Raw genomic sequence first — 19386 nt, forward strand, 5'->3', positions numbered from 1 at the left:
AACAAGGGGGCTTCTGTGCACCGCTATAATGTTGCTTCATGCCGCGTGATTGTGAGATCGAACACTCGCGAAAGAGCGGGGACCGCTGTCACTGTCACGGGCTTTGAGACAACTGTTTCGCAGGCTTTGCAAAGCGCTGTGAGCTTGGCACGATTACCCGTGATGATGCAGTCCGCCATGTTCGCAGCAGCGTGGCGTACCTTCTTGCAACTGAAACAGTAGAACGTGTCTGCGTTTGTCACTGCCTTACGTTTGTCCCGCTCGCCCTTGATGTAGGCGCGTAGATCGTCGCCGCGAACAAGGGTTGGTTGCGCCTCGTCCATCAGGCGCAAACCGTTCTTTGACCAATTGTGAACCGTTGCAGTTGAGACGCCAGCAATGTCCGCCGCCTCTTTGATTGTATAAGACTTGAAGGATTTGATCCTGCTCAGTTTGGCTTGCTTTGGCATTGTCTAAGCCTACCCGTCATTCCGCTGTTCATTCTGATGCAGCCATTCGTGAATAGCAGAAACTTTGATCAGGCGGCGGGTGCCAATCTTGAGGCTTTTCAGATCGCCTTTTGCGAGTGCTGCATAAAGTGTCGTGCGACCTACACCAGCAAGACGCGCGGCCTCATTTGGGGCGACGGCGATTGGTGGCATGGTAGGCTTGGCGGTGGGTGTTTCGTTCGTCATTGCTCAATCCTCTTTGTATGAGTGCAAGCGGACGTTCGCGTATCGAAGGTGGATCAAAACAGGCTGATAGTTGTGATCCAGTTATGATCCAGCTCTGAATACGGTGACAAACCTCTTGATAGTTACCAAAGACGGCGCTTTTTCATCAGGGAATTTGGAGCGGTAAAGTTCAGATAGCGCCTTGGCTTCTTCATTTCTGCCGCGCAATGCTTCGCCAGAATCGCTTCTTTGTAATATCAGTGGCGACAGCTTTTGCGCATAAGGGCTTCGCGGCCCGCTGTTCGCAGCTTGGGGCGCTCCTGCGACAGATCGAGGGTCTGCCAATGGCAGGATTCTAGCCGTCGTTTCAACAAATTCCACAATGTCACAGAGTCTAACCGCTTTAGCCCGTGAAGCAGTGAGCGCACCATTCGCTGTGATAACGAGGCGAAACGCCGAACCGACTTCATTTGCTAGGGCAGCTTTGACTTCTGCCACGTCCGTTTCGTCTTGCATCGACGGGTGGAAGAAAAGCACCAAGTCACCAGCGGGTGTGTCGATTGAACCTACACGCCATGTGTTGCCATAAACGGGTGTCGATTTGCGGCGCTTGGTCTTAAAGGCGATTGCCAGTTGTGTCACGAGCCTGTCGATTACCGGTTCAACAGATCGAATGTCGCGTGTGTCCAATGGAACAAACCCGGCTTCGCTACAAAAAAAACCATATGCCCCATCGGCATAGACGACTTCGGCGTCGTGAGGATCATCGCAAGTATCGCAAATGATGGATTGCACAATCCCACGTTCGCGGACCAATCCTGTTTCGGCGAGTTGTTCAAAGCCTGACTGACCTTGAAAGAACCCAATTGACGCCTTGCCGCGCTGGGCGATGATGCCTGAAAGCGTTTCGATAGCGCCCAATTATACGTCCTCTAGAACGAATTCATCCTTGGGAGGTGGCGCAATAAGCTGCCAGCGTTCCAGCAAGTCGAAAACAAATTGACGGTCTGTTTCTGTCTTGTTGGGCAGGGTTGTTGTGTTGGGCGTTCTCAAAGTCACGGTTAGCGTTTTGCGTCGTTTGCTGTCGCGCGCCGCGATAACAATACGGATCGTAGCACTTACAATTTGCCAACCGCTCGCTTTTAATGGGGACGCTGTGCCAAAGCGGCGTTCTAAGAATTGATACAGTGTTTCGCCGTCGCCGCGTCGTTCAAAGCGTGAAAAGCCGCCACCCGTCGCAAAGAAGTCGAGTGCAGAAACTTCGATGCGTTCAATCCCGTCCGCTGGTTCAATGTCGAATTTTGGTGCGCTGCGCAGTTTGTCTAGCAGGACGTCACGGCGCGGCGTTTCAACAGGCGTCTCGCTTTCAGGAGCGAAGTGCTTGGCAAAGGCTTTCGCGTATTGGTCGCGTACTTCTTTGCCGCCTTTAGCACAGATTTCGATAACGCGGTCTTGCGCATTGCAAGCTAAACCGACTTCCAGAACCTTCGGCACGATTTGGCGTTCAAGCGTATCAGAGGGGCCAAAGGCGAGTTCGCTTTCGGCGCGTTCCTCGACATAGATCGTCGCTTGCAGAATTTCGATCTCTTCGCCTGTGATCGGGTGCAAACGAATGACCTTGAACCAGTCAGCTTCGCGTTTGCGATGGGTGGGCAGCTCAAGGATTGCAATTGCCTCGTTCAGAAACCCTTCGCGCGCCGCTGTGCTGGATATGGCCCACGGCTTGCCGTCGTCTTCAAATTGGAAGGCTGACCACTGTTTGCCGCCTGTGCGCTGCATCAGGGACGCTTGCGCAGAGACGCGATCAAGCAGGTGTGGGTACTGGATCGCAAGCAAGAGCAGCACGTCTTCAACGCCTTCCAAGCCTTCCAGATCAATACTCTGCCCAGCGCATATTTGTTCGGCGCTCAATAACCCGTTGCTGTTTGCCAAGCTGGCGAGGTGGTCAAGTTCGGCTTTCAAAGCGTCTTGCTGGCGATCTGTAAGGTCTGACAAAAGGCTTTCGATTGAAGCCACCAGCGCAGTACCGCGACCTTCGCTTGCCCAATCAAAACCGTCGGGCGCTTGGAGGCCTTTAGATTGAAAGAATGTCATCAACCGATGCGATGGGGATTTTCTGAGAAAGCCGTTATACGACGCCATATGTTGTGCCTTTTGGGTGGGGTGGCAGACATGTGGTGTTCGCTCGTGCACGTTGCAAGTTAAGGTTGAATTTTTTTTATGGGCCTACGGCAAAAGTTAGTGTGTTCAAAACTGGCTTCCTCCTTTCCTCAACTATTAGTTCTAGGCTTTAGGTAGAGCGAATTCGCCGGGTTTCAAATCAAACAAATCAATAAATGATTGCGTCAACTTCGGCTTTGGTGATTTTAGAATTCAAACACGCGATTTCGGCGCAGTCTCGGATAATCCAGAGTTCCTAATCGCTGCATTCTGACATCGGAATACACGTAAGTATCCCAGGGCGGAAACAACGCAAGAATCTGTTAATGTACGATAAGCATCGCTACAAGCGCCGCAACTAGATCGAATTCATATTCGATGGGTTGAAAGACTGCTTCCGCGTCGCAACTCGATATTGCAGATGCTCGAAAGTGTTCCTTTCAGTTTTCGCTCACGCTGCGCGCGCCCTTTACTTACCATGAATCCAGATCCTAGCGTATTGTGGGCATCTTGGGCTTGAGTCGCAGATTAAGTCGCTGAGACAATTATTGCCCTCGTGACCAGAACGGCTTCTCCAACTCTTCGAGGCTCTAAGTCCTGGCTCTCGGCCCAAACCTATAACATAAGAACGAATTCAGGCCCTACATAGGCAAGGTTAAATTGGACGTAAGAACCGCCGTTACGCCAAGCACACATAGTATAACGATCCATTCAATGCGGATAGACTGAACAAGGTGATGCGCCGCATTTTCGTCCCTGGCTCGGAGCTTTGGAATAAATCTCAGCTTATTGGCCGCAGCAAGGCCGAGCAAAATAGTAACGAGCAATATTTTTAGAAGCAAAGCCTGACCATAGCCAGTCGTTAGCAGCGCGGAAATTGATCCAACAAGGTGATAGCCCATATATCCCCCCGCAACGATCAATAACGGTACAACCACTGACGCGTACTGTCCAAACCTATGGCCAATATCCGCTGCTTGTGCCCAAGTTTCCTTCTGAGAGGCCAATCGTTTGAGTGGCATCAAAATGCCAATCCAGAAGGCAATCGCAATCAAATGGAAAGTCAAAGCTATATTCAGAAGCACGCTGTCGCGATCTGGAATATGCCCCACGTGATCAAAGGACCAGAGCGCTAAGATGCCGCCAAACAGAGCAAGCCAAAGGCCCTTTCGCCCCATGAATAAACCCAGGATCAAGAGTCCAAGCCCAATGAGCCGATATGCAAGTGCCGTTCCGATAGGAGTGCCCCAAAGCAGTGCCAGCATTTCCAAATCGAACATGCCACTGGCGTCGCCCGTCAAGAGGGCACCGCGCAACGAGAACGCCAGAAGTGCAGCCAGTATGCCGATTGAAGCAAATCCAACCGCCGCGCGGCGATACGCTTCTAACCGAAAAGCCAAAGCCATGATAACTGATCCGGCTGCGGTCAAAATGCCCAGATAAAGTGCGAACTTGGAAGTGCTCGCCGCTATTCCCCAAATGTCTGGCATCTTATTGAACCGTAAAGCTAAACGAGCCGTTCAGTGCATGCCCATCAGCGCCAAGCCCACGCCATTCGATAAGATAATGCCCATCGCCCATATCCTGTAATGGCACCACATATTCTGAAACAAATCCCTTGTGGCTGCTCAAATCAAGATTAACACCAGACGTCTCGGAATGGATCATTTCGACGCGGGTCAGGCGGATTTTACCTTTGAAATTCAACATGATTTCTTCTGGCACCTCCGTTACAACCGTTTCATTTTGCGGCGTTGTGCTTGTCAGCGGCGAATGTGCAAACGCTCCCGTTGCCAAAATTCCAATCATGCCTGCTAAGATTAAGGACTTCATCGTAATACCTCATGTTGTTTAGGGTGATCGGCCATCAGTAGATGCCGTTGGCGCGTTGTAGTTCGCGAATGTATGCGATGATCATCGTGACGTCGCCTCGGGTTACGCCCTCAACGGGCTGCATGTCACCGAACCGCCAATGGTGCGCGCGAACCCCATTGGCTGCAGCCCGCTGAAAGCTCTCATCACCATGATGCCCAGGCTCATAGATTTTGTGAACCAACGGTGGCGCAACGCCGTCTTGCCCCGCAGCGTTTGCACCGTGGCAGGCGGAACATTTTGCTTCAAAGGCAGCCTTTCCGATTTCAGCATTTTGCGAAAGCGTGCCGGGCAACTTTACCTCTACCAATGCAGCCCCTGTTTCAGGCGCTTGTGCAGTCTTTTGATCTGCTGCATCTGCACCTTTCCAGATTGCATAGCCCGCTCCTACGGTGACAAGGATTGCGATGATTACGATCGATTTTTTCATTTAGATAGCTACCTTTGGTTAGTTTCAAGCGCGGTTCAAATTAGACCACTGTAAACTGTCCCATCATTCCTGCGTCTTCGTGCTCAAGAATGTGACAGTGGTACATGTAGGGGCGCTCTGGGTCGGTGTAGTGGTCAAACCGCACCAGCAGCCGCACTCTTTCCCCGGGAAAAACAACAACTGTATCTTTTAGTCCCGCTTCGTTTGGGCCAGGTAACAGGCCGTCTCTGTCTAGCAGCCTGAATTGCGTATTATGAATATGGAATGGGTGGATCATTGGTCCAGCGTTGACGATTTCCCAGATTTCGGTTTCGCCCAATTTAACGACTTCATCGACGCGTCGCATTTTCATCGCGTTGCCATTGATGGTGAAGCCACCACCCATTCCCAACATCCGCAATGGACCCATTCCTGGCATTTCAAGCAGAAACTCGCGTGTCTTAGTGGCCTGCGTTTCCGAGATTCTTGGTAGCTCGGCCAGCTTATCTGGCACCTCGGCCAACGGCTCCAACGTGTCTGCCGCTCTAAATTCGACAAGCTGGAATTGGGGGTTTTGCTCGGCCATCATCATGCCGCCCCCCATGCCCATACCTTGCCCGCCGCCTCGGCGACCACCCAGTGCTTTGCTCTCAAGAATTACTCTCTCGTTTTGAGTAAAATCGACTATGATCTCAGCGCGCTCACCCGGTGCGAGCAGCAGTTCGGACATTTCAGCGGGTTGCCCCAAAAAGCCCCCATCACTGGCGATTTGGACAAACGAACGCCCATCGGAAAAAGCCAGATTGTAGATGCTGGCGTTTGCGCCGTTTAACAGCCTAAGTCTAAGCTTCTCAGTTGATACGTCGACGTACGGGCGAACCGTTCCATTGATGAGAGGGACATTCCCCGACATGCCCGCCATTTCGTCGTGCATTGAGGCTTCATAGGGCATCGATCCGTCACGATTAAACCGGCGATCTTGCAGAACAAGTGGAATATCATCGACGCCATAGGTTGAAGGAATATCCAAATCGTCGCTCACCTCATCGTCGATGATGATCATCCCTGCGAGCCCTGCCCAGACTTGCGAGGCTGTCTGGTGCAGTTGATGGGAGTGATACCACATTGTGGATGCTACGTCGTGAATCTTGAAGCTTGGTGACCAAGTGCCGCCGGGCTCAATAGGTTGATGCGGCCCGCCGTCAGTGCTGGCTGGCAGGTTTAGTCCGTGCCAATGCAACGTTGATTCAATTGCTAGGGTATTGGTCACATCAAACCTGACCGTTTCGCCCGTCCGCATCCGAAGAACGGGGCCCAGGTAGCTCCCATTGATCCCCATTGTATCGGTTTGAACACCCTCAAAGAACTCTGTCTTCCCGCTCTGAAGGCTCAGCGTGAACTCTCTAACGCCGTCTACCAACGTGCCGCCATCTTCTGGCGGGATCGCGACAGGAGTGTCAAATGAACTGCTGGATTGCGCGTGTAACGGCTCTCTCGAACCAAAGAACAACGTCAAGGCGAGGGCAGTGCTGCCAAGCAGGAATTCGCGGCGGGTCTGGTTCGGTTTCAAGGGTATGTCCTTTTTTGTTTACTCAAACAATTGTCGTGCATTGAACCTGCGGGTTCCTGTAGGTGGAAGGTCAACTGTCAAAGAAAGCGCGCGGCGGTTCGCGCGCTCTCTAAAGCGCGTTATTTTAGCTCAACGACAGTAAGCTTGCCTTTCACACGGTCGGCCACGAACTCGATATCTTGACCGACGGACATTTTGGCGATCATTGCTTTTTCTGCGCGAAACACCATCGTCATTGCGGGCATATCAAGTTTAACCAAAGGGCCATGAACAATGGTCACTTTACCTGTTTTTTCGTTGATCTTTTTGACCTTGCCTTTCGTGTATTCCGCAACGGTTTCGGCCATGTCATGGGTCTGATCTGTTTTCGCTTCGCCGTGGCCTTCACCTGCGAATACTGGTGTCGTTAGCGCTAGGGTCACGGCAGTTGTCAAAAGTAGGTTTTTCATCATTTATCCAGTCTTGTTAGTTGTTGAATTCGGAATTTTGACCGCACTAACCCTTTTGGGTTGGCTTTGGTGTCAGCAGGGTTTTCGGGCTGTTATTGGAGGCGAATTCAGGAAGCTCGCCGGTCCATTCATAGGCTTGCTCGCCAGGAGGGTTCTCGTACCAGCCCGGATCGGAGTAATCGTCTGCATCAATGCCATCGCGCACCTTCACAACGGAAAACATGCCGCCCATTTCAATTGGTCCGTGCGGACCCCAACCGGTCATCATGGGAACCGTATTGTCTGGCAGTTCCATTTCCATAACGCCCATGTCGGCCATCCCAGCCGTGCCCATAGGCATATATTCTGGCTGAAATTCGCGGATTTTTTGGGTCAAAGGTTTCTTGTTTACCCCGATGAACGTCGGCACATCGTGACCCATAGCGTTCATTGTATGATGGGACTTGTGGCAGTGGATTGCCCAGTCCCCAAGATGTTCGGCGACAAATTCATAGGCCCGCATAGCGCCCACCGGAATATCGATGCTGACTTCGGGCCATTGCGCGGCCTCTGGAACCCAGCCGCCGTCTGTACAGGTCACCTTGAAATCATACCCATGCATATGGATCGGATGGTTCGTCATTGTCAGGTTACCAACCCGCACGCGGACTTTGTCGCCTTTATTCACAACCAAGGGGTCAATGTCGGGGAAAATTCGGCTGTTCCATGTCCACAAATTAAAGTCCGCCATCGTCATGATGCGCGGCACATATGTGCCCGGATCAATGTCGAACGCATTCAGCATGATCAGGAAATCACGGTCCACGCGCATGAAGTCTGGGTCTTTTGGATGAACAACAAACATGCCCATCATTCCCATTGCCATCTGCACCATTTCATCGGCGTGCGGGTGGTACATGAAGGTGCCTGATTTGGTCAGATCAAATTCATAAACGAATGTTTTGCCCGGCGGGATGCCCGGATGGCTCAACCCGCCGACCCCATCCATGCCTGATGGAAGGATCAGCCCATGCCAATGAATAGTTGTGTGTTCAGGCAATTTGTTGGTGACAAAAATGCGGACCCGATCACCTTCAACGGCTTCTATGGTTGGACCAGTCGATTGACCATTATACCCCCACAAATGCGCAATCATTCCGTCTGCCAGTTCTCGCTCAACGGGTTCAGCAACGAGGTGAAATTCCTTCACGCCATTGTTCATCCGATATGGCAAAGTCCACCCGTTCAGTGTCACCACAGGATTGTAATCAGGCCCCGAGGAAGGGTGTTTGGTTATGGCCGTTTCAGCGGTGTCCATTTGAGCCGCTTCAGGTAGGCCCATGTTTGTGGTCTTGCCCCAAGCTTGGGAGGAAACCAGTGCAGCGCCAGTAACGCCTGCTCCGAGTAGTTGACGTCGATTAATCATATCATTTTCCTTTCAATGTCCTGCGCCGCCGCCAGCGGACAGAGATGCGCTTGCTTCGCTGCCGCCAGAGCTACCCGCACCGCCGCCATAGATCGCGGCATTGAGATCCGCTTGAGCCATGTAGAAATCACGCTTTGCATTTGCCGCTTCGAGGGACGCGCTGAGCTTTTCGCGCACGTCCGTCAAAAGCTCGAAGGTGTTGGTGATCATGCCGTTGTAGGAGAGCAGCCCTTGCTCCTCGACAGTCTCGCGAAGTGGAACAAGAACATCGCGGTAGTGCCGCGCGATCTTGTAGGAGGCGTGATAGGAGGTCTCTGCGCTTCTTGCCTCGGAACGGATATTGACCGCCTTTTCTGCAAGGACGTTTGCGGCCTGCAAATACATCAACTCAGCTTTGCGCATGCGCGCCTCACCTGTGTCATAAATTGGAATTGCGAACTCCAACTCGACTTGCGGTGTCACGCTTTTCTCAATGCCACCTGCCCCGCCTACTTCGCGTTCGAGCTCTGCACCGCCAACAATTTCAAGATCGCTTACAATCCGCGTTTGATCGGTCAGTCCAAACGCCTTTGCCTGCGCTTCCAAACCTAATTTGGCGACGCGCAGATCTACGCGGCTATGCAGCGCCTTGCCTTCAATATTTGTGACGGGGCCGATAGAACGCGGCAGTGCAGGCAATGCGTCAGGAACAAAATAAGTCACGTCAGCGCCCCAGAGACCCATCAATCGTGTGAGCTCTTCTTTGGCATTGGCAGCATTCAAGCGGGCACGCGCCAGCTGTCCTGCCAGCTCTGCATTAAACGCATGCTCACGCGCCTGACCAGCCTTATTGAGCGCCCCTGTTTCTCCGAGTTTACGGGCTAGCTCAGATCCCGCATCAGACGTCGCTTTCGCGCGTTTGAGATAACTCGCTGTTTCAAACGCAGCGACCGCGTTTATCCACGCTTGGCGAACCTCGTTGGCTAAGGTTAGCGTGTCGTTTACTGCACTCATCTGTGCTTGTCGGAAATTCGCATCCGCAATGGCCAGGCGCTGTTTGCGCGTGGTGGCATCCAGAATATTTGCCCGAATTAGGCTTTCAATCGCACGATAGGCACCTAGCTCGGGCGCTGCGATACCAAGCAACCCTACTGAGACAACAGGATTTTCAGGCGTCAGTTCTTGCCATGCATCCGCAGCAGATAGACCGACATTCGCATACGACGCTTGCAACCCTTTGTTGTTCAAAAGAGCAATCTGTACAGCCGTGTCGGCGGATATAGTCTTGCGGTGTGCCATGCCGTGAACTTGCTTTTTCAACTCAGAGTTCTCGGATTGCGTTATTGCAAACGCGCTACGTTTTCCGATCGCAGCCGCCGTCATGCTGGACACAGTCGCGAACCCTGCTTTTGGCTGCGTATAGGCAGAGGGGATGGTCGCTGCGCATGCGCCAAGAACCAATGGAATGCCAACGGCAAGTGGGAATTTTGAAAGCCGCATCAGTGACCCTCCGTCTGTTCTTCGTTGACTGTTCGCCAATCTCGAGGGTCAGTCGGCGCGCGAAAGGTAAATCCAGCTAAGGGATCTCGAAATCTTAGGGGTGAGGATACCGCAGTGTTCGTCACAGCTTGTTGCCTAGCCACGTCGGGCAGCGGCGTCGGCTTGTAAGCGCATGCGCTTAGTGCAAGGGCCGAAGCCCCTGTAAGAAGGTGGATTTTCATGATCAAAACCTGATTGATAGACATTGGGCTCACGCAAATCATGCGCGACGCGAAGACCCATTTGGGGCCTAAATCAGATCAGATATTGGGGAGGGCGTAGGAAGCCAGAGGGTTCGATAGAAGCTGTCTGTAAATTCGAAATCAGGAATTTGGCGGATTGCGCGCGCCGAAAAACGATCGAAATCGTCTCATCTAACACCGCTGTTACACAAATGCCGCTGCAACAACTCCCAGAGGTTTGGTTCTTATCAGAGAGCTCGGTATCGATCTGATCAGGAGCCAACGTCATTTCGCCACTGGAATAACCCGCATGGGAATGGCCCGCATGTGATTGGCTGGCATTCGAAGCGAAAGCATGATGATTTGCGTGCGCACCGCTCGCGGCATGCGATGCCGAGGATGAAGAAAACACCAAAGAAAAAACAATTGCGAAGCAAGCAATTGCCTTCAGCCCTGACGCAAAGATGTTTTCCATTTTCATGTTCATACCAAACACTTGAGAGACTTTAGAGAACCTGTCAATCCATCCAGCGCTGGAAGGTTGTCAACTTTATCGTGATCTCGTTTTCCTTCGCTCGTTACAAAGACGGGAATGTTTCCAACGTTTCCAAGATAGGGCAGTTGGGGCGATCATCACCCGCACATTCTTGTACCAAATGCGTGAGAGTGCTTTGAATTGCCTGCAAATCCGCAATTTTGCTCTCGATCTGAGCGAGGTGCTCCTTCGCGATTTCTTTCACATCCGCACTTGCGCGTTTGTCATCATCCCAAAGTGCTAGGAGGTTACGACAGTCTTCTATCGTAAACCCGAGCGCGCGGGAGCGGGCGATAAACGCGAGCTTGTGCAGATCATTCTCGCGAAAGCTTCGATATCCGTTGCTGTCTCGCAAGGGCGTCACCAAGCCGATGTCCTCGTAATACCGTATCGTTTTTGGTGGCAACCCTGCGTGTTTCGCGACTTCCCCGATATTCATCACAGTGCTCCTATTCTATTGTCGCTGGCACAAAGCTATGGGCCGCATTGGTGCTAGAGTGGGTTTCCACGATAGCAGGCGCGATCCATCTCAAGCGAAGCGCGTTGGACAAAACGAACACGCTAGAAAGAGCCATAGCACCGGCCGCAAGTGCAGGTGACAGCATCAATCCAAAAACAGGATAGAACACACCCGCCGCGACAGGGATCAACAATGCGTTATAACCGAATGCCCAGAACAGGTTCTGGCGAATGTTGCGCATGGTTTTTTGGCTAACACGCAGAGCATTCACAACCCCTCTTAGATCACCTGATATGAGCACAATATCCGCTGTTTCAATTGCAACGTCAGTACCTGTGCCAATCGCGATCCCGACATCAGCGCGCGAGAGTGCCGGCGCATCGTTGATACCATCTCCGACAAAGGCGACCGTGCGTGCCCCTGCCTGCAGGTCTTCGATTGCAGCCACTTTGCCTTGCGGCAAAACTTCGGCAACGACCTTATCGATACCAAGTTTTGCGGCTATTGCCTGCGCTGTCTCTTTGTTGTCGCCTGTTATCATCGCGACCTCAAGACCGAGATCGTGCAATGCCGCGATTGCTTCTGCAGTGCTTGTTTTGATCGGATCTGACACCGCTATGACCCCGGCGAGATGTCCGTCAATTGCCGCATAAAGCGGTGTTTTACCTTCGCGTCCAAGCCTGTCGCCAACCCCTTGAACGCCGTCCAGCACAATTCCTTCGCGGGTCATTAGCCTATCTGCGCCAACAACCACCTTGCGATCTTCAATGACGGCGCTGACGCCGTAGCCAGTCATGGAGGTGAAGTCTTTTATCTCCGCCAGCGCGTGGCCGCTTCGTTCAGCGCGCTGCACAATCGCCTGCGCAATTGGGTGCTCGGACATCGCTTCAACTGACGCAACAAGGCGCAGTACCTCTGCCTCCTCGAAACCATTGGTGATGGTAAGCTCCGTCAATTCTGGACGGCCTTGCGTTAACGTGCCGGTCTTGTCCAAAGCAATTGTATGTACGGAACTCAATGTCTGTAGCGCCTCGCCGCGCCGGAATAACACACCAAGTTCAGCCGCACGGCCAGTCCCAACCATGATAGACGTTGGTGTCGCCAAACCCATTGCGCAGGGACAGGCAATGATCAGGACAGCAACGCCTGCAACCAGTGCAAAGCTTAGGGCAGGGTCTGGACCAAACAGAAGCCACGCTAAAACGGTTGCCAAGGCAACGCCCATGACAGCGGGAACAAACCAAAGCGTGATACGGTTGACCAAGTTTTGGATTGGCAGCCGCGCTCCTTGTGCCTCTTCAACCATTCGGATGATCTGCGCCAGCATTGTGTCTGCGCCAACTTTGGTGGCCCTGAACGTCAAAGCGCCAGTGCCGTTGACTGTGCCGCCAACAACTTCAGCCTCTGCGGATTTCTCCACAGGAACAGGTTCGCCCGTAATCATGCTTTCGTCGACGTAAGATTGCCCCTGAACAACAATGCCGTCGACCGCGATTTTTTCGCCCGGTCGGACCTGGATTAGGTCATCAATGACAATATCATCGACAAGAACCTCAACCATTTGACCATCGCGTTCCACTTGCGCAGTCTTTGCTTTCAATCCAACAAGCTTGCGAATGGCTTGGCCCGTGCGCCCTTTGGCGCGCGCCTCGAGGAAGCGCCCCAATAGAATGAGAGTCACTATCACCGCAGCCGCTTCAAAATAGACCACGCGCGTTCCCTCGGGTAAAAGCACCGGCGCAAAAAGTGCAACTGTGGAAAACCCCCAAGCGGCAGATGATCCAAGCGCAACAAGCGAGTTCATGTCAGGCGCTCCTTTAACGAGCGCGGGAAAGCCTTTGAGAAGGAATTGCCGCCCAGGCCAAGCCAGAACGATCGTCGTTAGAGCAAATTGGATGGACCAACTAACACCCATTCCAAGCGAATTCATGACCCACGCATGGATTGCAGGAACCATGTGGCTCCCCATTTCGAGAATGAAGACTGGTATAGTCAGCACGGCGGCCAATACCGTCATTCGCTGAAGATTATCGGCTTCTGCAGCTTTACGATCTTCCTTGGCACCGTCAGCGTTTTGGCCTTTCACGAGGCTTGCCGGATAGCCCGCATCCCCTGCAATTTGAGAAATGTCAGCGGGCGAAAGCGCTGTTCCAAGGACACGAATAGTTGCCTGTTCCTGTGCGAGATTTACGTCAGCAGACAGAATCTCAGGGGTGTTTGCCAGGGCACTCTCCAAGCGGCCCACACAAGACGCACAGGACAGGTTCTCGATGTCAAAACGATATACCTGAGATTCCGCTGGGTAGCCTGCAACCTTCAATGCTTCAAAAGCGTCGCTGGCTCTGAAATCATTTGATACATCGATTGTGGCGGATTCTGAGGCAAGATTTACTTGAGCGCTTTTAACCCCCCGTACCGTTTGCAAGGCTTTCTCTACTCGCCCCACGCAAGACGCGCAGTTCATTTCACCAACATTGAATGATAGTGTCTTTTGGCTTTCCATAATGAGGCCTTTCGCTCTGGATTACTTCAATATGGGGCTTCCAGCTACTGGAAGGTCAAGGTGCCAGCGAAATGAATTTGTTCTCCAATTCGGCCCATCATGCCTATTAGATATTCTACTGACTTAAAGGCGAAATCGCTGCAAAGCTTTAAGCGAGATCAGACAATACAGGCGCATGATTTTTTTGAGCCGCCTTCTTGGATTTGTGATATGCGTCGGTTTGGCAACTTGCTAAAGGCACTATCATCATCAAAAACAATGATCGGCATTTCGGATATTTGTTGGGCGCGTAAACAAAGGTTTAGCAGAGCGGTGAAGGGCAAGCATTTGCAACTTAGAATTGAATGGCAGCTTCGAGCGCACAACAGACCTTGAAGTCACCGGACCACATCGCTGGTCACAATGATCTGAATATGCAAACGCTGAGGTCTCAAATTGAAACTCACAACAAGTTTTTTTGTTTTTTCAATTCTCGAAAGCTACGGTTGTTTCGACTAAGTTGATCAAGGAATAGCAACGACGTTTGACGTTTGATCTTTCGATTTTGCCATGTTGACCCATGCTTCCATAAGCATTCGGCGCTTTTCGAAAAGATCGGATCTCGCATAGGCGGCTTCGGCTTTGTTCTTGATTCCATGCGCCAGCGCTGCCTCAATTACCTCGCGAGGAAAGCTGGTGGTTTCACCTGCCCAATCGCGGAATGTGGAACGAAATCCGTGAACAGTGATGTTGTTATAGTCCATCCGGCGTAATAGGGCGGTCATGCTCATATCGGATATTGGCTTGCCTACTTTTGTTTCACTGCCAAAGACCAGATCAATGTCTTGGCCACGCGGTCCAAGTTGGGCAAGGGCGAAGCGTGTCAGGGGAACGCGATGTTCTTTGCCTGCTTTCATGCGCTGGGCGGGGATAGTCCAGACGCGGTTTTCCAAGTCAACTTCTGCCCAAGTCATGCCACGGGTTTCCCCCGACCGTGCGGAAGTTAGGATGGTAAAGGTCAGCGCCCGTGCAGAAACACCTTTGCGGTTTGATAGTGCAGCCATGAAGTCGGCAATTTCGGCATGGGGCAGGGCAGGGTGATGTTTGACGGCTCTTACCTTCGTTGGTTTTGGTAGCAGGTTATCCAAGTGTCCACGCCAACGGGCGGGGTTGTCGCCTTCACGTATGCCCAGTGCGGACGCGTAGTCCAAAACCGCTTCGATCCGTTGGCGCACGCGGTTTGCAGTTTCGGGCTTTTGTGACCAAATCGGCTTTAGCGCGGCGATTACATCAGCAGTGGAGATTTTTGTAACCTGCATCTGGCCAAGGCTGGGGAAAACATAAGCCTCTAGCGTAGACGTCCATTGCGCAGCGTGTTTTGCGTTCTTCCATCCAGACCGTTTGCTTTCAATCAATTCAAGGGCGGCGTCTTTGAAGGTTTTGGGTTGGGCTTGGCGGCGTTTGGCTATTGGATCATCCCCTTCTAAGATCACCCGCCTTGCTTCGGTCGCTTTTTGGCGTGCCATTGCCAAGGTCACGTCAGGATAGGCTCCCAGACCAAGGTCATGGCGTCGCCCATTTACTTGATACCGGAGAACCCATGAGCGCGCGCCTGTGGGCTTCACATAAAGAAAAAGTCCTCGCCCATCGCCGTGACGCCCAGCAAGTGCGGTCTCTGCTTTTCTAGCGCTCAGTTTCATAGCGTTCCCACATATGTTCCCACACTTGGGTTAGATTTAGGATGAACTTACGTGAACGTCAATGGTTTGAGATGAATTTAACATACTGAATATAAAAATGTTTATTGAATATTGGAGAATGTGGATGAACGCCTAAAAACAGAGGGCATACGGACTGAGCCTCCGCCACTATCCAATTTAGTCAAGTTTGATCAGGTCGCCTTGGGTGGCCTTTTTCTTTTGTTTGCTAGCATTTAGGGCTGCTGTTGTGTTGCCTTGAGTTTCTTTCGGTAAGGTCAGTATTCCTTCCTTGAGTGGTAGAGAATGTGGTATTTTGAATGGCGCTATCTGGAAAGCTGATAAGAAGCTGGTCGAGAACCTTAGCGCTGGGCGGCATGGTGATGGCAACGGTCTTTATCTCGTCGTTGATCCGTCGGGGGCAAGGCGCTGGATTGTACGCGTTGTCGTCAAAGGGCAGAAAAATAAGAAAGGCGCGCCGCTTAGGACTGATTTTTGTTTGGGCGGGGCTGATATTATCACGATCAACCAAGCAAGAGAACGCGCTCTGGAATATCGCCGTATGGCCAAGCAAGGTTTGAACCCTCGGTTCAATGCGCGCCAAGAGGTACCAACCTTTGAAGAGGTGGCACAACAAGTCCACATTGATCGGATGCCGACTTGGAAGAACGTCAAGCACGGGCAACAGTGGATCAACACATCGCGCGACTACGCGTTTCCCAAGATCGGGAGAATGCCGGTTGATAGCATCGACCAACCCGAAGTGATGATGTGCCTTGCGCCGATCTGGACCGAATAGCATGAAACCGCGAAACGACTGGCCCAACGGATCAAAACAGTATTAGACGTGGCGCGGTCAAAGGGATTTCGGAGTGGCGAAAATCCCGTCACGGCGATTAAAGACGCTGGAGCTCTCCCCAAAGTCAAAGCAAAGGTGAAACGTCATAGCGCGATGGGCTGGCAAGATGTGCCTGCGTTCTATGCCGAATTGCAAACCCGTCCTGCTATGGCGGCAAAGGCGTTGATGTTCACTTGTCTGACTGGCTCAAGGACTGGCGAAGTCCTTGGGGCAAGATGGGAAGAATTTGATTTTGAAGAACGGCTTTGGACGTGTCCTGCTGAACGGATGAAAACAGGCGAAGAACACCGCATTCCTTTGACTGATGAAATGATTGCTATCATCGAGCCGCTAAAGGCGATGCAATCAGACTACGTTTTCGAGGGCCAGAAACGAAACAACCCATTGTCGAATATGTCGATGCTGATGCTGTTGCGGCGCATGACCGTGAAAGATGCGACGGTGCATGGTCTGCGCTCTACATTTCGCGATTAGGCGTCTGAGGTTGCCAATGCGCCTCGTGAAGTCGCTGAAATGTGTCTTGCACATCGAGTTGGCTCAGATGTTTAGAGGGCCTATGCGAGGTCTGATTTGCTGGACAAGCGGCGGGCTCTGATGGAGCGCTGGGCGGAGTTTACTGAGGGGCATCAAGCCCAGGGAGTAGTTGAATGCCAATAGTTCCTATTAATGAACCAGAGCTTGAATTGATAGAATTTCTAAGGCTTGGCTTGAGCGAACCTAACAATTCAGAACGCCTGAAAGCGATCAGGAGCATCAAGCGGATATAGAATCTGCTCGACTCGACAAATTGAATCGCGAGTTCGGAAATGATTGGATGCAGGATCCTAAAAACGCCGAGTTCGTAGAATGGATTGCGTCCTCTACTACAGAGCGACACGAGGCGGGTTTTGAGTTGTCTCAAACCGGCCAGCGTTTCGAAAGCAAAAACGAGCTTAAATTGAACATAGCAGAGCACATAGGACTGCTAATTTTCCATACTGTTCAAGATGAAAAATTCGAAGGCTTACACTCGTTCGGTGGAATTTTGGAACAGGTGAGCGATGACGCCCGAAGAACCAATACCAGAGGAGCCAAAGATATTGATACACTCAGGAAGAACTGGAACACCTATCGCGGAGTTGTTCATCTGGGGCTAGCGATCGACTACAGTGAAGAGTACCCAGATCAAGGTTTCCATGTTCTGCATCTTGCTGAACTTTTCGAGCGCACATTAAGCGAAAACTGCCCAAAGGGCACGTCGAAAGCATATGTCGATCAGGGCGGTCAAATTCATTTTACTTACAGATCAAAGCTTTATGGCCCCAGATTTCTAAATCGGGGGCCGCCCTTCGGCGTAGTTTAGGCCGCATTCCTTCGTTGCAACTGAACGCAACGCAAGGAACATCACCAATGCCCAAACTCTTCGAGGATGGCCGAACATACGTGTTGGGTGATTCAGAACTCGATCTCATAGGGAACCGTGAAAAGCTCGCGCAGTGGCGGCAAAAGAAAATGGGGCCAGCTTACTACAAGCTTGGCCGCAAGTTTATCTATCACGGTCACGACCTCAATACTTGGGCGGGCGCTGCTCGCATCGACCCTAAATCAGAGGCGGATGCGTGATGTTGGAGCTTTTGCAATTCCCAAAACGTCTTTGGGCGCAAGATATGTTCTCAAGGGGTCGCGAGCGCCAACCTTGCGACTTTGAACAACGGCGGGCCTAGAAAATGTGCGCCAAAGCAAATTCCGAGCAATTGGGGCACTTTGATGAGTTCGCGAAGGGAACAGTTCAGAGCGTGGGGGTATTTGTAGTATCGATGAAAAAGTTGCCGGGTTTTTCTACGGTGCGAACGACAGGATCATTCATAGATGGCAAACCTATGCAGGTTGCTTCAAGTACAAAACGACTGATCAGCACCCTGCCGCAATTCGGTTCTTTAAGAACACTCTAGATGGAAAGCCGTTTCCTAAGCTTACTACGGATGACTTTGCTTCAGTGCGCGAAGAGCTGAAACGGCGTTCGCGTATCGATATGGAAGACAGTCTGTCAGCGTCTTCGATAAAACACACGGTCTCGCATTTACTTGGTTTCTTCGATTGGCTTTTAAAACAAGATGGCTATCGACGCCTGCCAAGGGATTTTGATGGATATCTCAAGCTCCCTAAAGCAGTTGTAGCGCAATCAGCGCAGGTCAAAAAAAGGATTTTCCAACAATCTTAGAAGCCGAGGACCTCTTGAAAGCAATGCCATCTAAATCCTTGGTCGACGAGCGCGCTCGTGCGTTGTTTGCGCTTGGCTTTCTGGGAGCGTTGAGAGCCGATACCTTGATATCCCTTCGTCTTGAGCATTTCGATATCGAAAGAAGGCTCATTTTGCAGCATTCAAAAATCGTTCGTGCCAAAGCAGGAAAGAGCCTCGATATCTTCTGGTTTCCGATTCCGAAGGTCTTTGAAGAAACCGTGATAGGCTGGGTGAATAAGCTCAAATCTTTTGGATTTACAGATCAAGATGCCCTCTTTCCCGCCACGAAACATTTGAAGCATCGTGTCTCCACAAGTGCATACACTTCTGCGCACGTTCCGGTTATGTCGACAATACACGCAGTAACCAAAGCATTCGCTTCTGCCTGCAGTCAGACAGGTGCGAAATATACTCCGCATTGTGTAAAGCATAGCATCGGTGCTTACCGTGATAGCCTTCCTCTGACCCAAGAAGAGCGCAAAGCTTGGTCGCTAAACATGGGCCACGATGACGAACGAACCACAGAGCGCCACTATGGGACAATGCAAGATGATTGGCGCTTTGAAGTTCTCGAGAATATCGGAACGAAAAAAACGATCGATACCCTAAACTTAACTACCGATCAAAAAGCTCGGACGTTTGATGCCATGATTAAAGCTATTGGCGAGTGATTTTGTGGAAAAGGGAGCGTAAACTTCCCAGCGATTTAAGGTGTGGCATGCAGCGTTGGATAAAGCTTTGGTGCTCAAATGACCCAAGGTTCGTTGTTCACTCATGCCTTGAGGCTAAAATAGGTAGACTGTAGCGAAACTAAGCCAACTATTTGCTGTGAAACATCTGTAAACACAACCGATAACGCACATTATGTTTGATAGCCTCCAAACTGGAGTAGGGTGTTATGAAGGGCGGAAAGC

The 19386-nt window shown here is 51.6% G+C and carries 18 protein-coding genes and 1 pseudogene; 5 read left to right on the forward strand and 14 right to left on the reverse strand.

Annotated elements, in window-relative coordinates:
- Positions 1–23: 23 nt before the first annotated feature.
- The 14 genes and pseudogenes from ACRBCU_RS00710 to ACRBCU_RS00775 form a co-directional block, all read right to left on the reverse strand.
- Complete coding sequence (locus tag ACRBCU_RS00710) at positions 24–449, reverse strand: helix-turn-helix domain-containing protein (protein ID WP_431363438.1); 426 nt, start codon at positions 447–449, stop codon at positions 24–26.
- A gap of 9 nt (positions 450–458) precedes the next feature.
- A complete protein-coding gene (locus tag ACRBCU_RS00715) occupies positions 459–674 on the reverse strand; it encodes a helix-turn-helix domain-containing protein (RefSeq protein ID WP_431363439.1) in 216 nt (71 codons plus the stop codon).
- An 81-nt stretch (positions 675–755) separates the two neighbouring features.
- Positions 756–1574, reverse strand: coding sequence for a hypothetical protein (locus tag ACRBCU_RS00720; RefSeq protein ID WP_431363440.1), 819 nt, complete (start codon positions 1572–1574; stop codon positions 756–758).
- Complete coding sequence (locus tag ACRBCU_RS00725; RefSeq protein ID WP_431363441.1) at positions 1575–2747, reverse strand: hypothetical protein; 1173 nt, start codon at positions 2745–2747, stop codon at positions 1575–1577. It abuts the gene before it with no gap.
- A 707-nt stretch (positions 2748–3454) separates the two neighbouring features.
- The gene (locus ACRBCU_RS00730; protein ID WP_431363442.1) at positions 3455–4303 is read right to left on the reverse strand and encodes a copper resistance D family protein; all 849 of its coding nucleotides are present in this window, start codon (positions 4301–4303) and stop codon (positions 3455–3457) included.
- A 1-nt stretch (position 4304) separates the two neighbouring features.
- The gene (locus tag ACRBCU_RS00735) at positions 4305–4646 is read right to left on the reverse strand and encodes a copper resistance CopC family protein (protein WP_431363443.1); all 342 of its coding nucleotides are present in this window, start codon (positions 4644–4646) and stop codon (positions 4305–4307) included.
- Between the two features lie 34 nt (positions 4647–4680).
- On the reverse strand, positions 4681–5115 hold the full coding sequence (locus tag ACRBCU_RS00740) for a c-type cytochrome (RefSeq protein WP_431363444.1): 435 nt from the start codon (positions 5113–5115) through the stop codon (positions 4681–4683).
- Positions 5116–5155: 40 nt separating this feature from the next.
- Positions 5156–6664, reverse strand: a complete 1509-nt coding sequence (locus ACRBCU_RS00745; protein WP_431363445.1) for a multicopper oxidase family protein — start codon at positions 6662–6664, stop codon at positions 5156–5158.
- Positions 6665–6783: 119 nt separating this feature from the next.
- Positions 6784–7008, reverse strand: a pseudogene (locus tag ACRBCU_RS00750) (copper-binding protein); the annotation flags it as partial.
- A 151-nt stretch (positions 7009–7159) separates the two neighbouring features.
- Complete coding sequence (locus ACRBCU_RS00755) at positions 7160–8518, reverse strand: multicopper oxidase family protein (protein WP_431363446.1); 1359 nt, start codon at positions 8516–8518, stop codon at positions 7160–7162.
- 12 nt (positions 8519–8530) lie between these two features.
- Positions 8531–9997, reverse strand: coding sequence for a TolC family protein (locus tag ACRBCU_RS00760; protein ID WP_431363447.1), 1467 nt, complete (start codon positions 9995–9997; stop codon positions 8531–8533).
- 799 nt (positions 9998–10796) lie between these two features.
- Positions 10797–11192, reverse strand: a complete 396-nt coding sequence (gene cueR / locus ACRBCU_RS00765; protein ID WP_431363448.1) for a Cu(I)-responsive transcriptional regulator — start codon at positions 11190–11192, stop codon at positions 10797–10799.
- 10 nt (positions 11193–11202) lie between these two features.
- Positions 11203–13716: a heavy metal translocating P-type ATPase gene (locus ACRBCU_RS00770; protein ID WP_431363449.1), complete on the reverse strand. Its 2514-nt coding sequence runs from the start codon at positions 13714–13716 to the stop codon at positions 11203–11205.
- 503 nt (positions 13717–14219) lie between these two features.
- Positions 14220–15395 (reverse strand): tyrosine-type recombinase/integrase, encoded by a 1176-nt coding sequence (locus tag ACRBCU_RS00775; protein WP_431363450.1) that lies wholly within the window; start codon positions 15393–15395, stop codon positions 14220–14222.
- 289 nt (positions 15396–15684) lie between these two features.
- On the opposite strand from ACRBCU_RS00775, the gene ACRBCU_RS00780 reads away from it, so the two are divergent.
- From ACRBCU_RS00780 to ACRBCU_RS00800, 5 genes are all read left to right on the forward strand, one after another.
- A complete protein-coding gene (locus ACRBCU_RS00780; RefSeq protein ID WP_431363451.1) occupies positions 15685–16191 on the forward strand; it encodes a tyrosine-type recombinase/integrase in 507 nt (168 codons plus the stop codon).
- Between the two features lie 48 nt (positions 16192–16239).
- Positions 16240–16725, forward strand: coding sequence for a tyrosine-type recombinase/integrase (locus ACRBCU_RS00785; protein WP_431363452.1), 486 nt, complete (start codon positions 16240–16242; stop codon positions 16723–16725).
- 340 nt (positions 16726–17065) lie between these two features.
- Complete coding sequence (locus ACRBCU_RS00790) at positions 17066–17593, forward strand: hypothetical protein (protein ID WP_431363453.1); 528 nt, start codon at positions 17066–17068, stop codon at positions 17591–17593.
- A 47-nt stretch (positions 17594–17640) separates the two neighbouring features.
- Positions 17641–17853 carry a MerR family transcriptional regulator gene (locus ACRBCU_RS00795; RefSeq protein WP_431363454.1) on the forward strand — a complete coding sequence of 71 codons (213 nt, stop codon included), beginning with the start codon at positions 17641–17643 and terminating at the stop codon, positions 17851–17853.
- Between the two features lie 621 nt (positions 17854–18474).
- Complete coding sequence (locus ACRBCU_RS00800; protein ID WP_431363455.1) at positions 18475–19143, forward strand: site-specific integrase; 669 nt, start codon at positions 18475–18477, stop codon at positions 19141–19143.
- Positions 19144–19386: the final 243 nt, after the last annotated feature.

It is taken from the genome of Planktotalea sp., assembly GCF_050633725.1.
GTDB lineage: Bacteria > Pseudomonadota > Alphaproteobacteria > Rhodobacterales > Rhodobacteraceae > Planktotalea.

Bases quoted from the DNA above. Each gene is read 5' to 3' on its own strand.
- ACRBCU_RS00710 (WP_431363438.1), bottom strand. From the start codon at position 449: ATGCCAAAGCAAGCCAAACTGAGCAGGATCAAATCCTTCAAGTCTTAT.
- ACRBCU_RS00715 (WP_431363439.1), bottom strand. From the start codon at position 674: ATGACGAACGAAACACCCACCGCCAAGCCTACCATGCCACCAATCGCC.
- ACRBCU_RS00725 (WP_431363441.1), bottom strand. From the start codon at position 2,747: ATGACATTCTTTCAATCTAAAGGCCTCCAAGCGCCCGACGGTTTTGAT.
- ACRBCU_RS00730 (WP_431363442.1), bottom strand. From the start codon at position 4,303: ATGCCAGACATTTGGGGAATAGCGGCGAGCACTTCCAAGTTCGCACTT.
- ACRBCU_RS00735 (WP_431363443.1), bottom strand. From the start codon at position 4,646: ATGAAGTCCTTAATCTTAGCAGGCATGATTGGAATTTTGGCAACGGGA.
- ACRBCU_RS00740 (WP_431363444.1), bottom strand. From the start codon at position 5,115: ATGAAAAAATCGATCGTAATCATCGCAATCCTTGTCACCGTAGGAGCG.
- ACRBCU_RS00755 (WP_431363446.1), bottom strand. From the start codon at position 8,518: ATGATTAATCGACGTCAACTACTCGGAGCAGGCGTTACTGGCGCTGCA.
- ACRBCU_RS00760 (WP_431363447.1), bottom strand. From the start codon at position 9,997: ATGCGGCTTTCAAAATTCCCACTTGCCGTTGGCATTCCATTGGTTCTT.
- cueR (WP_431363448.1), bottom strand. From the start codon at position 11,192: ATGAATATCGGGGAAGTCGCGAAACACGCAGGGTTGCCACCAAAAACG.
- ACRBCU_RS00770 (WP_431363449.1), bottom strand. From the start codon at position 13,716: ATGGAAAGCCAAAAGACACTATCATTCAATGTTGGTGAAATGAACTGC.
- ACRBCU_RS00775 (WP_431363450.1), bottom strand. From the start codon at position 15,395: ATGAAACTGAGCGCTAGAAAAGCAGAGACCGCACTTGCTGGGCGTCAC.
- ACRBCU_RS00790 (WP_431363453.1), top strand. From the start codon at position 17,066: ATGCAGGATCCTAAAAACGCCGAGTTCGTAGAATGGATTGCGTCCTCT.
- ACRBCU_RS00795 (WP_431363454.1), top strand. From the start codon at position 17,641: ATGCCCAAACTCTTCGAGGATGGCCGAACATACGTGTTGGGTGATTCA.
- ACRBCU_RS00800 (WP_431363455.1), top strand. From the start codon at position 18,475: ATGCCATCTAAATCCTTGGTCGACGAGCGCGCTCGTGCGTTGTTTGCG.